We start from the raw sequence: 11848 nt of genomic DNA, 5'->3' as shown, positions 1-11848 counted from the left end.
CCATCCCGAGGCAAAAATCACTGACTTTGCCGGCCCCGCCGGCATCCGCCGCCCGCTCACCTATATTCCAGTGAATCGGTACACGCGAAACCGAGACGCCACGTACTGCCCGCTCCACCGCGGTACGCGAGTGCGGTCCGGGACGCAAGGCAAGGAGGCAAACCATGGCCACGCCCAACTGGAACATCGAGGGTCAGTATTACGAGACCTGCAACTGCGACTTCATCTGTCCCTGCCTGCCCGGACAACTGGCGGCGCCGCCCACCAAGGGCCACTGCATCTTCGCCATGGGCTTCCAGATCGAGCAGGGACGCTATGGCGAGGTTTCGCTCGATGGGCTCGGCTTTATCGTGCTGGGCTCGACGCCGGAGGAAATGGGCAAGGGCAACTGGTCCGTCGGCGTGATCGTCGACGAACGCGCCGATGCCTCACAGCGTGATGCGATCACCGCGATTGCCAGCGGCGCCGCGGGCGGGCCAATGGCGGCGCTCGCTCCGCTGGTCGGCTCGTTCGCCGGCGTGGAATCGGCGCAGATCCGCTTCGACCGCAACAGCCGCAGTTGGTCGGTCACCGCGCCGAACCTGGTCGACATGGCGGCCGAAGGCGTGATGGGCATCAATCCGAATGCGACCGAGCCGATCCATCTGGATAACACCGGCCACCCGGCAGCGGACCGCGTCGCGCTGGCGCGCCCCGCACGCAGCCACGTCCATGCGCTTGGCATGGTCTGGGACGACGACAGCGGCCGCAACAATGGCCAATATGCGCCATTCTCCTGGCAGGGGAGCCTGAGCCCGCCGGCGCGGTGCCGCTACCAGCCGGCGTTCGGGACAACGATCGGGACGGCGATGGAGACGGCGGTCGGGACGCCGCCCGGTACGGCGCATTGCGGCGGCGCGACCGGCTGTTCGGCTGGGCCTGCATGCTCGCCATAGCGGCGCTCGCGTGGGGCTATCTGATCCATCTGGACCGGTCGATGACCTCCACCGCGGATCACGACGCCATGATGGCCGGCATGGGCATGGGCAAGGACATGCCCATGCGGTGGACGGCCGCGGACCTGCTCTACACCTTCGCGATGTGGGTCGTCATGATGATCGGCATGATGGCGCCAGCCGCCGCGCCGGTGATGCTGGTCTACGCCGGGCTGCAACGCCGGCGCGAGAAGCGCAGGCTGCCGGCGACTGTGCTCTGCTTCGGGCTCGGCTATCTGGCCGTCTGGACCGGTTTCAGCGCGACCATGACGCTGGTGCAATGGGCCCTGCACGAGGCCATGCTGCTGTCGCCCACGATGGCGATGTCGAGCCGCGTGGCCGCGGGCGCGATCCTTTGCGCCGCGGGCCTCTACCAGCTGACGCCATGGAAGCGGGCCTGCCTGACCCACTGCCGCAGCCCGCTCGGTTTCCTGATGACGAACTGGCGCGACGGCAAGCGTGGTGCGTTGACGATGGGCATGCGGCATGGCGCGTTCTGCCTGGGGTGCTGCTGGGCGCTGATGGGGGTGTTGTTCGCTACAGGCGTGATGGCCCTGGTCTGGGTCGCTGCGCTGGCCCTGCTCGTGTTGCTGGAGAAGGTCGGGCCCGCCGGCCTGCAGTTGGCGCGCCTGTCCGGAATCGTGCTGATCGCAGCAGGCGCGCTACTGATCTGGCTTGCCGCGGCGCCGATGGCGGCCTGAACCCGCCTGACCGATCTGATGTGTCGGCCCGCGCCGTCGACCTGATCCGTTGGCCTGGTTGGCCAACCTGTCGCGGCTGTCGCTGTAGTGGCTATCGTCGCTGTCGTGGCCGGCGACGCCGGTACACTGCGGTATTCCCCCTCGGAGACCGCATCCATGCCCTCGCCGCGCACGCTCTATCCCGAAATCGAACCCTACGAGACCGGCACGCTCGATGTCGGCGATGGCCACGTCATCTACTACGAGCGTGCCGGCACGCCCGGCGCCAAGCCGGCGGTGTTCCTGCACGGCGGGCCGGGCGGCGGCATCTCGCCCGACCATCGGCGCCTGTTCGATCCCTCACGCTATGACGTATTGCTGTTCGACCAGCGCGGCTGCGGCCGCTCGACGCCGCATGCCGGGCTCGAAGCCAATACCACCTGGCATCTGGTCGACGACATCGAGCGGCTGCGCGCGCTGGCCGGCGCCGAACGCTGGCTCGTCTTCGGCGGCTCGTGGGGCTCGACGCTGGCGCTGGCCTATGCGCAGAAGCATCCTGAGCGGGTCAGCGAGCTGGTCTTGCGCGGCATCTACACGGTCTCGCAGGCCGAGCTCGACTGGTACTACCAATACGGCGTCTCAGAGATGTTCCCCGACAAGTGGGCACGCTTCCAGGCGCCGGTGCCCGACGCCGAGCGCGGCAACATGATGGCGGCCTACCGCAAGCTGCTGACCGGCGAGGACAAGGCCAAACAGATCGAAGCCGCGCGCGCATGGAGCGTGTGGGAAGCCGAGACCATTACGCTGCTGCCCGATCCGGCGATCGCCGCCAAGCACGACGAGGGCCATTTCGCGCTGGCGTTTGCCCGGCTGGAAAACCACTACTTCACGCACCGCTGCTGGCTGGAGGAAGGCCAGCTGCTGCGCGATGCGCACAAGCTGGCCGGCATTCCCGGCGTCATCGTGCATGGCCGCTATGACATGCCATGCCCGGCGCGCTATGCCTACGCGCTGCACCAGGCCTGGCCGCAGGCCGACTTCCATCTGATCGAGGGCGCCGGCCATGCGTGGACGGAGCCGGGCATCCTCGATCAGCTGATCGCCGCGACCGATCGCTTCGCCGACGCGCAAGCCCTCACTGCACGCGAATCTTCGCGGTCTTGACGATCTCGCTGTACTTCTTCAGGTCGTTCTGGATCTCGCTGGCGAAGGCCTCCGAAGTATTGCCCGACGGCACGATCCCCAGCGTCGCCAGCCGCTCGCGGGTATCGGGCATATTGACGACCGCATTGAGCTCGCGCGCCAGCTTGTCGACGATCTCCTTCGGCGTATTGGCAGGCGCCAGCAGCCCTACCCATGAGTCGCTGACGAAGCCGGGCACGCCCGACTCCGCCAGCGTCGGCACGTCCGGCAGCGACGGCACGCGCTTCGCAGCGGACACCGCGATCGCGTTGACCTTGCCGTTCTTCACGTATTGCTGCGCGCCGGCCACCGCGGTAAACAGCACCGGCAGCGTGCCCCCCGACCAGATCGCCCATGGCCTGTCCGCCGCCCTTGTAGGGCACGTGGACCATGTTCAGCCCGGTGCGCGCCTTCAGCAGTTCGCCGGCCAGATGCGGCGTGCTGCCGGTGCCGGCGCTGCCATAGGACAGGCCCGCCGAGGTGGTCCGCGAGTACGCCACCAGCTCGGTCAGGTTCCTCGCCGGCACCGACGGATGGGTGATCAGGATCAGCGCGGCATCGCCGATCTTGCTGATCGGCACGAAGTCCTTGACCGTATCGAACGGGACCTTGGCGAACACATGCGGGTTGATCACCATGGTGCCGTCGAAGCCGAGCAATAGCGTATAGCCATCGGGCGCCGCCTGCGCGGCCATCGCGGTGCCGATGTTGCCCGACGCCCCCCGGACGGTTGTCGACCACGACCTGCTGGCCGAGCCGCTGGCCCAGCTTGTCGGCGATCACGCGCGCGCTGGTGTCCGAGACGCCGCCGGGAGCGAACGGCACGATCAAGCGGATCGGCCGCGCCGGATAGTCCTGGGCCAGGGCGTTGGAGCCCGGCGCCGCGGCGAGCGCCAGCACGGCGGCCCCCAGCGCCTGAATCAGTTTGCGGCGTTGCATCTTGTCTCCTCCTGCTCGTTATATCGCGGGCCGTTGCGCCCGCGCTGCGCTACTCGGGGCGAATGCCGCCGCGGCGTGCCACTTCGGCCCACTTCTGCGTTTCGCTGCCGATGAACGCGCGGAACGCGTCCGGCGGGGTCAGCACGATGGCGGCGCCCTGGTCCCGCATCTGCTTGGCGACCGCTGGGTCGGCCGTGACCTCGCGCAGGTCGCGGTGGATCTGTTCGACGGTGGCCGCGGGCATGCCGGCGGGTCCGAACAGGCCATACCAGTTCAGCGACTGCACGCCATCGAGGCCGGCTTCCTTGAACGTCATCGCGTCGGGGAAGATCGGCATCCGCTCGTCCGCGGCAACGCCGATCACGCGCAGGTTGCCGCCGGTGACGTGCGGCAAGGCGGTCAGCACGCTGGTAAAGCCCGAGGCGAGATGGCCGCCGATGATGTCGACCATGATCTGCGCCCCGCCCTTGTACGACACGGGGATGGTCTGCAGCTTGCCGACCTGGCGCAGCAGCTCGCCGGTCAGGCGGGTCTGCCCCTCCGAATAACCCACGCCGAGCGGTTGCTTGCGCGCGGCCTCCACCAGGTCGTTCAGCGTCTTGTACGGGCTCGACTTGGCGACCACCAGCACCATCGGCGACACCGCCAGCCGCGTGATCGGCGTGAAGCCCTTGGCGGTGTCATACGGCAGGCTCTTCATCAGCACCGGATTGATCGCGTGGGAGCCGACCACCATCAGCAAGGTGTGGCCATCCGGCGCCGACTTGGCGACGTGGCCGGTGCCGATCACGCCGTTGGCGCCGGGGCGGTTCTCGACCACCACCGACTGGCCCCAGCGCTCCGACAGCTTCTGCGCCACCAGCCGGCTGACGATATCGGTGCCGCCGCCTGGGGCATAGGGCACGATCAGCGTGACGGGTTTGTCGGGCCATTTGGCGGCGGCGTGGCCCCAAGGCACGGCGGCGGCAAGGCAAGCCAGGCTCATCATGGCCGCGCGCATCCAGCGATGGTTCAGCATCGGTTGTCTCCTGTTGTGTTCGTTGTGTGTTGTGCTTGTTGTGCTCGGTGTGCTTGTTTTGCTTGTCGGGGCTTGCTGGGGCTGTGGCGTGAATCTGGACGGCGGACTCACGTCGGCGGGACAGCCCCGTATTGGCGCCGCAGCCATGCGCTGGATCGCCCGCCCAATGGACGTCCCAGCAGGGCCTCCGCGTAGCCGACCGCATCGAGCAGGCCCTCGAGCGCGATACCGGTCGCGAAGCCGCTCTGCTCCGCCATCAGCACCAGGTCCTCGGTCGCCAGATTGCCGGCCGCGCCGGGGGCGAAGGGGCAGCCGCCGATGCCGCCGACGCTGGCGTCGAAGCGCCGCACGCCCGCTTCGAGCGCGGCCCACGCATTGGCGGCACCGAGGCCGCGCGTATCGTGCAGATGGACCGCGAGCCGGTCGATCTCGATGATGTCGGCCAGCGCGGCAAAGCGCGCCTTGACTCCGGCCGGTGCGGCGGCACCGATGGTGTCCGCAATCACGATCTCCTGCGCACCGGCCTCGCGCATGCGCTGGTGCCAGCCGGACCACGGTGGAGAGCGGCACCTCGCCCTCGAACGGACAGACAAACGCGACCGCGATATAGGCTCGCGTGCGCAGGCCGAGCTCGCGTGCGTGGGCAAGCGTCTCCTCGCTGACCGCGGTGGCCTGCGCCAGATCCATATTGATGTTGCGCAGGTTCATGGTCTCAGTCGCGGACAGCACCACGGCGATCTCCGGCGCGCCAGCGGCATGCGCGCGCTCCAGTCCCTTGCGGTTCGGCACCAGCGTCGACAGACGCAGATCGGGCAGCTCCCCGCGCAAGCGGGCCACCACGTCGGCCGCATCGGCCATCTGCGGTACCGCGCGGGGCGAGACGAAGCTGGTCGCCTCGACGCTGCGCACACCGGACGCGGCAAGGCGGCGGACCAGCTCCAGCTTCCCTTCGGTCGAAATCGCCACGGCCTGGTTCTGCAGCCCATCGCGTGGCGCGACATCGGTGATAACGATCGTTTCCCGCTCCATCGTCGCCTCCGTCATGCGACCGCACGCGCGGCGCGCAATCGCTCCAGCCGATCGGCGTCGTAGCCGAGCAGATCGCGCAGCACGGCCTCGGTGTGTTCGCCGACCGCGGGCGGGCAGCTGTACGCCGGCGCGGCCGCGCGCGACAGCTTGACGGGATTGCCCGGCATGCGCACCGTCTCGCCGGTCTTGAGCTCCACCTCGACCACCATGTCGCGGTCGAGCACCTGCGGTTCGCGCAGCGCATGGGCGAAGTCATTGACCGGGCCGCACGGAATGCGGGCCTGGCGCAGCCGGTCGAGCCAATACGCCGACGACTCGCCGCGCAGCACATCGCCGATGATCGCGTCGATGCGGTCCTTGTCGGCGTAGCGGCCCGGCTGGCGCAGATATTCCGGGCGGCGCAACTCGGGATGGTCGATCACGCTCAGGAAGCGCTCGAAGAACGCATCGCCGATGCAGGCGATGATGATGTGGCCGTCGCGGGTGGGATAGGTGTTGTACGGCACGTGCACGAAATGGCTGTTGCCGATCCGCTCCGGCACGATGCCCGACATCAGATGCATCGTCGCCATGTAGTTCAGCAGCGAGATCTGCGCATCCAGCATCGAGATATCGACGTGCTGTCCCACGCCGCTGCGCTCGCGCTCGGCCAGCGCCGCCAGCACGCCGATCGCGCCGAACACGCCGCCGCCCAGATCGCCGATCGGAATGCCGCTGCGCACCGGCGGTCCATCCGCCATGCCGGTGATCGACATGCCGCCACCCATCGCCTGCACGACCTGGTCGAAGGCTGGCTGCTGCCGGTCCGGGCCGGTCTGGCCGAAGCCGGTCACCGAACAGGTGACGATGCGCGGATTGACCTGGGACAGTGCGGCATGATCGATCCCCAGCCGCTCGGTGACGCCGGCACTGAAGTTGTCGAACACCACGTCGGCATGCCGCACCAGATCCAGGAACACCGCCCGGCCGGCGTCGGACTTCAGGTCGATGCAGACGCTTTCCTTGTTGCGGTTCAGCGTCAGGAAGTAGGCGCCCATGCCGTCGCGCGCATAGTCCTCGCTCTCGGCCAGCAGCCGCCGCGTCCCCTCTCCGACGCCGGGCGGCTCGACCTTGATGGTGCGCGCGCCGAGATCGGCCAGCAGCATCGTGCCGTACGGGCCCGACAGCATGTGGGTCAAATCCACTACGGTGATATGGCTGAGCGCCTGCATTCTTTTCTCCGTCAGTAGCATGCGACTTGTTCCGCAAGCCCCATGCCACCTTTGCCAGGCGCCCTAACCGCTTGATTATTCGGAACTATTCATTCTGTTACTCGCGTTTCACTGTTTCATGAAACACTGGCGAGACATCGATGAAACACGGCGAAAGCGCGCGGCCTGAGCTTCGAGGCGGGACGAAACGCGCAGACCGCCGGCGAGGAGACCATGCGCAACACCCCGAACGACCGCGGCACCCGGCCGCGGCTTTGCTTCATCAGCTACAAGCACCTGAGCCGGTTCGCGATGACCGTGCTGGACGAATACGCGGACCGGGCCGAGATCGAGGTGGTCAACGCCTCGTTCGAGGCGGCCCTCGACGCCGCGCGCGAGCGCATCCGCGATGGCTCGACCGACGCGCTGATCAGCGCCGGCGCCAACGCCACCATCCTGCGCAACGCGGTGGTGGCGCCGGTCGCCACCATCAAGCTGTCCGGCTTCGACATCCTGCTGGCGCTGCTCAACGCGCGACGCATCTCGTCCAAGGTCGGCGTGGTGATGTACGGCGCGTGCATCCCGGAGCTCGATGCGGTGCGCGACCTGCTGAAGATCAAGGTGGCGCAGTACGCCTACCGCACACCCGACGAGGCCAGGCAGTGCTTTGAACTGCTGGCCCGCGACGGCTACGAAGTGGTGGTCGGCTCGAGCATCGTGGTGGAGCTGGCCGAGCAGTATGGCTTGCAGGGCCGCCTCGCCTACTCGCTCGGCGCGGTGCGCCAGGGCATCGAGGACGCGATCGAGCTGGCGCGTGTCGCCCGGCTCGAGGCGGGCCGCTACGAGCAGCTGAACGGCGTGCTGCACAACCTGCAGGAAGCCGTGCTGGCGGTCGATCGCGACAATCGCCTGATCGCGATCAATCCGCCGATGGAGAAGCTGCTGGGACGCGTGCGCGCCCGCTTGCTCGGCCAGCATCTGGACGACATCGAGCCGGCGCTGTCGCTGCAGAGCACGCTGGACAGCGGCCTGCAGGAGCGCGGCAGCGTGCTGCGCTACGCCCAGCGCGACTGGATCGCCAATCGCACCCCGATTCGCGAGCACGGCGATACGGTGGGTGCCGCCCTGACGCTCTACGACGCGCGCAATATCCAGGATGCCGACGCCAGCCTGCGCAGCCAGCAGCGCCGCCATCAACCGACCGCGCGCCATCGTTTCGACAATTTGATCGGAAGCAGTCCGTCCTTTCTACGGGCCTGCGCAACCGCCAGGCGCTTCGCGCGGACCGATCTGACCGTGCTGATCTCCGGCGAAAGCGGCGTCGGCAAGGAGCTGTTCGCGCAGGCCATCCATAACGACAGCAAGCGCGCCGGCAAGCCGTTCGTCGCCGTCAATTGCGCGGCCTTTCCGGAGGCGCTGCTCGAGAGCGAACTGTTCGGCTACGAAGAAGGCGCGTTCACCGGCTCGCGCCGCGGCGGCAAGCGCGGCCTGTTCGAAGCGGCCCACACCGGCACGCTGTTCCTCGACGAGATCGGCGACATGCCGGTCTCGCTGCAGACGCGGCTGCTGCGCGTGCTGCAGGAGCGTGAGATCGTGCGGCTCGGCGGCGGGGTACCGATTCCCGTCGACGTGCGCATCATCGCGGCGACCCACCAGCCCTTGCCGCAGCGAATCGCGGCGAAGCAATTCCGCCAGGACCTCTACTACCGGATCAACACGCTGCAATTGCGCCTGCCGCCGCTGCGGGAGCGCACGGAGGACATCGAAGCGCTGGCCGCCGTGCTGCTGCGGCGCAGCCTGGACCGGCTTGACAGCGGCCTCGACGCGGCGGCCTTGCTTGCGCCGCTGCGTGAGCGGCTGCTGGCCTACCGCTGGCCGGGCAATGTGCGGGAACTCGAAAACCTGTGCGAACGGATGGCGGTGTTCTTCTCGCAGTGGTCGCACGTCGACGCAATCGCGTTCGGCGAATTGCGTCACGACTGTCCCGAGCTTTATGGGTTGGATAGCGGGGGCTCGGATATTCGCTCGGATATTCGCTCGGACGTTGGCTCAGGCCCCGGCGCCAGCGCCGCGTCTCGCGCGCGGGTGCTGGAGGTGCTGGCGGCCTGCGGCGGCAACCGCCAGCAGGCCGCGCAGCGGCTGGGCATCAGCCGCGCGACGTTATGGCGATGGGTGAAGGAAGCGAGCGGGCAAGCCGCGCCGCCCATCGCACCCGACGACTAGCCTGACGACTCGCCTCACGACTCGCCTGACGACTGATCCGCCCCGTCAGACCTCGCCCATCGCCGGGTCGCTGACCGTATGCCGCCCGGTTTCCACCCGGCCGGCAAAGCGGCGATAGAAGGCCGGATCGCTGCTGCATGTCACCGCGAAGTCGTACCACTGGCCGCTGTCGGCCAGCGACCAGTGCCGCGAGGCCGTGCCGCCCGCGGCTACGTCGACCTGCCAGGGGCCGTCGGTGCGATAGGCCAGCGGCGCGATGGCGAACTGGCACGCGGCGGCGCCCGGATTGAGCAGGTCCACGTAGACGTCCCCGTTGGCGATGTCGTAGCAGACACGGATCTCAGGGGCGGCCTGCGCAGCGCCGAGCCGGTTCAGGTCGCCCTTGAAGTGCCGGTGGTAGCCGTTGGGACCGAGCACCCACAGATCGTAGCGGCCGAAATTGTCTGCCCCGGCGTTCCAGATGTCGGACAGCGTCTTGCCGGCCTCGACCATATAGCGGCGCGGAATGCGGTCCAGCTTGTGGCCATCGTAGACGTGGAACACGGCGGCCTGCGTACCGGTATTCGAGAACAGCAACTCCACCTGGCCCGACGCCTGGCCCGACGCCTGGCAGCGCGCGCTGGTATGCAGTTCGTAGGGCAGCGCGCGCGAAGGACGCGTGCCCGGCGCCTGCAGCGGCAGCGCCATGTCGCGCGGCACCGGCACGGCCGGCAGCCGCTGCTGCGCGGCGCGCAGCGCGTCGGCCGCATCGCGCGTGGTGCGGCCCGCCAGCGTCGGCAGCGCCTCGGTATTCGGCGTCTTGAAATTGAAGGCGCTGGTCAGGTCGCCGCAGACGGCGCGCCGGAAGGGGCTGATGTTCGGCTCCTGCACGCCAAAGCGGGCCTCGAGGAAGCGCAGCACCGAGGTGTGGTCGAACACCTGCGAATTGACCCAGCCGCCGCGGCTCCACGGCGAGATCACGTAAAGCGGAACGCGCGGTCCCGGCCCGTAGACGCGGCCGTCCGGCGCCGGCTGGCTGGTGCTGCCCTGCGGCGGCTGCTGCGTGAAATACTCCGGCGCCAGTTCTTCCTCGCTCAGCGTGGTCTTGCCGGCGTATGTGTTATCGGGATTGCGCGACGGCGCCGACGGCGAGGGCACGTGATCGAAATAGCCGTCGTTCTCGTCGAAATTGACGATCAGGACCGTCCGGCTCCAGACCTCCGGATTGGCGGTCAGCGCATCGAGAACTTCCTGCAGGAACCACGAGCCCTGCACCGGGCTCGAGGGCCCGGGATGCTCGCAGTAGATCGACGGCGCATTGATCCACGATACGTGCGGCAGCTTGCCTTCGCGCACGTCGCGCTTGAAGGCGTCGAGATACTGGTCCGGCCGGCTGCCCGGCAGCGTGTTGGCGACGCCCTTGTAGAGCGGATTGCCGGCGTTGTCGGTCGCCGCATCGTAGGCGTGATAAGGCAGCGGCTGGCCCGTATCGTTGTACGGTGCGCCGGGCGCACCGCCGCTCGACACCGGAAAGCCCGACGCCAGATTGGCGCGGCGGAAGGTCTGGAAGGCGCCGAGCATGTTGTCGCCCCACTCGTCCGGCATGTTCTGGTAGCTGATCCAGCTGATGCCGGCCTCTTCCAGCCGCTCGGCGTAGGTCTTCCACGTGTAGCCGATGTTCGCGTCCGACGGGATGCCGTTGATCGCATCCCACTCGTTGTTGACGAAGGCCACGTTCTGCGGCACCGGCCCGTTGGTACCGGTCAGATGGAAGGCCCGGTTGGCGTCGGTGCCGGTATGCATCGAGCAGTGGTAGGCGTCGCAGATCGTGAACGCATTGGCGAGCGCAAACTGGAACGGGATCTCCTGCTCCTTGTAATAGCCCATCGACGTGTCGGTCTTGGCGACCGGCCAGCGCGACATGCGGCCTTGATCCCAGGCCTCCTGGCTATCCTTCCACGAGTGCGGCGTGCCGGCGACGCGCTGCGCGTTGTTGGCGGTGCCGTCCAGATGGTAGGGCGTGATCACCGTGCCGTTGGCGCGCTCCTGCTGCCAGACCTTGCGGCCGTTCGGCATCGGGATCGTGATGCGGTCGCCGAATCCGCGCACGCCGCTCAGCGTGCCGAAGTAGTGGTCGAACGAGCGGTTCTCCTGCATCAGGATCACCACGTGCTGCACGTCCATGATGGTGCCGGTGGCATTGTTGGCCGGAATGGCCAGCGCGCGGCGAATGCTGGGAGGAAAGGCGGCGAGCGCCGCGGCCGAAAAGCCGGCGGCCGCGCTCGCCTGCAGGAATCTGCGGCGGGAGGTCATTTCTGTTTGTTGTTGTGGGCGGAGTCGGAGGGCTGTGTGCGGATCGCGCTCAGGGAGCGCAGCGCAGTTCCGGCTTGGGCGTCTCGGGGGGGCTTGGGCGTTTCGCCCGGCTTGTCGTCGTCGCCGCCGCAGGCGGTCAGCACGGCGGTGGTCAGAAGAACGGCCAACAGCGCTCTCGTCATTCTCAGGGCTTGCATTGGGACCTTCGCTGGCGTGGAAAGAAGGGGGGAACGTTTTTTCCGGCTTCGGAAAATCCCGCCAGCCTAGTGCGCGTGCATGACGGCACTGTGACCCGACGCAGAACGCGAGCACTGTTGCGAA

Annotated in this window: 9 protein-coding genes and 2 pseudogenes; 4 read left to right on the top strand and 7 right to left on the bottom strand. The window is 68.0% G+C overall.

All coding sequences use genetic code 11. From position 1 onward, the window contains the following. The first annotated feature begins 164 nt into the window (after nucleotides 1-164). The 3 genes from OJJOAM_RS22735 to pip all read left to right on the top strand — a co-directional run bounded on the left by OJJOAM_RS22735 (nucleotide 165) and on the right by pip (nucleotide 2818). On the top strand, nucleotides 165-935 hold the full coding sequence (locus OJJOAM_RS22735; protein ID WP_422649935.1) for a DUF1326 domain-containing protein: 771 nt from the start codon (nucleotides 165-167) through the stop codon (nucleotides 933-935). Further along, nucleotides 923-1675, top strand: a complete 753-nt coding sequence (locus OJJOAM_RS22730) for a DUF2182 domain-containing protein (protein WP_422649934.1) — start codon at nucleotides 923-925, stop codon at nucleotides 1673-1675. The genes OJJOAM_RS22735 and OJJOAM_RS22730 overlap by 13 nt, the downstream gene beginning before the upstream one ends. Before the next feature lie 156 nt (nucleotides 1676-1831). Next, entirely contained in the window at nucleotides 1832-2818 is a 987-nt protein-coding gene (gene pip / locus OJJOAM_RS22725) for a prolyl aminopeptidase (RefSeq protein WP_422649933.1), read from the top strand. Here the strand turns inward: pip and OJJOAM_RS22720 are convergent. From OJJOAM_RS22720 to OJJOAM_RS22700, 5 genes and pseudogenes are all read right to left on the bottom strand, one after another. Continuing rightward, nucleotides 2790-3775: pseudogene (locus OJJOAM_RS22720) on the bottom strand (Bug family tripartite tricarboxylate transporter substrate binding protein). The gene pip and the pseudogene OJJOAM_RS22720 overlap by 29 nt on opposite strands. 49 nt (nucleotides 3776-3824) lie before the next feature. Beyond that, a complete protein-coding gene (locus OJJOAM_RS22715; RefSeq protein WP_422651029.1) occupies nucleotides 3825-4793 on the bottom strand; it encodes a Bug family tripartite tricarboxylate transporter substrate binding protein in 969 nt (322 codons plus the stop codon). Between the two features lie 107 nt (nucleotides 4794-4900). After that, on the bottom strand, nucleotides 4901-5299 hold the full coding sequence (locus tag OJJOAM_RS22710; RefSeq protein WP_422651028.1) for a hypothetical protein: 399 nt from the start codon (nucleotides 5297-5299) through the stop codon (nucleotides 4901-4903). 97 nt (nucleotides 5300-5396) lie between these two features. Next, nucleotides 5397-5822: pseudogene (locus OJJOAM_RS22705) on the bottom strand (hydroxymethylglutaryl-CoA lyase); the annotation flags it as partial. A gap of 11 nt (nucleotides 5823-5833) precedes the next feature. Beyond that, nucleotides 5834-7033, bottom strand: coding sequence for a CaiB/BaiF CoA transferase family protein (locus OJJOAM_RS22700; protein ID WP_422649932.1), 1200 nt, complete (start codon nucleotides 7031-7033; stop codon nucleotides 5834-5836). Between the two features lie 213 nt (nucleotides 7034-7246). Between OJJOAM_RS22700 and prpR the strand changes: the two genes are divergently transcribed. Then, the gene (gene prpR, locus OJJOAM_RS22695; protein WP_422649931.1) at nucleotides 7247-9235 is read left to right on the top strand and encodes a propionate catabolism operon regulatory protein PrpR; all 1989 of its coding nucleotides are present in this window, start codon (nucleotides 7247-7249) and stop codon (nucleotides 9233-9235) included. 45 nt (nucleotides 9236-9280) lie between these two features. Here the strand turns inward: prpR and OJJOAM_RS22690 are convergent, their stop codons facing one another. Further along, nucleotides 9281-11527 (bottom strand): phosphocholine-specific phospholipase C, encoded by a 2247-nt coding sequence (locus OJJOAM_RS22690; RefSeq protein ID WP_422649930.1) that lies wholly within the window; start codon nucleotides 11525-11527, stop codon nucleotides 9281-9283. Beyond that, entirely contained in the window at nucleotides 11524-11694 is a 171-nt protein-coding gene (locus OJJOAM_RS22685; RefSeq protein ID WP_422649929.1) for a hypothetical protein, read from the bottom strand. Before OJJOAM_RS22685 ends, OJJOAM_RS22690 begins: the two co-directional genes overlap by 4 nt. Nucleotides 11695-11848 lie beyond the last annotated feature (154 nt).

The organism is Cupriavidus sp. H18C1 (assembly GCF_049311595.1).
GTDB classification, from domain to species: Bacteria; Pseudomonadota; Gammaproteobacteria; order Burkholderiales; family Burkholderiaceae; genus Cupriavidus; species Cupriavidus cauae.
Note: the sequence above shows the minus strand (reverse complement) of the source record. Positions and strands in the feature narration are given on the sequence as shown.

Excerpts from the sequence above, each read along its gene's own strand:
- OJJOAM_RS22735 (WP_422649935.1), top strand. The coding sequence starts at position 165 with ATGGCCACGCCCAACTGGAACATCGAGGGTCAGTATTACGAGACCTGC.
- OJJOAM_RS22730 (WP_422649934.1), top strand. The coding sequence starts at position 923 with ATGCTCGCCATAGCGGCGCTCGCGTGGGGCTATCTGATCCATCTGGAC.
- pip (WP_422649933.1), top strand. The coding sequence starts at position 1,832 with ATGCCCTCGCCGCGCACGCTCTATCCCGAAATCGAACCCTACGAGACC.
- OJJOAM_RS22715 (WP_422651029.1), bottom strand. The coding sequence starts at position 4,793 with ATGCTGAACCATCGCTGGATGCGCGCGGCCATGATGAGCCTGGCTTGC.
- OJJOAM_RS22700 (WP_422649932.1), bottom strand. The coding sequence starts at position 7,033 with ATGCAGGCGCTCAGCCATATCACCGTAGTGGATTTGACCCACATGCTG.
- prpR (WP_422649931.1), top strand. The coding sequence starts at position 7,247 with ATGCGCAACACCCCGAACGACCGCGGCACCCGGCCGCGGCTTTGCTTC.
- OJJOAM_RS22690 (WP_422649930.1), bottom strand. The coding sequence starts at position 11,527 with ATGACCTCCCGCCGCAGATTCCTGCAGGCGAGCGCGGCCGCCGGCTTT.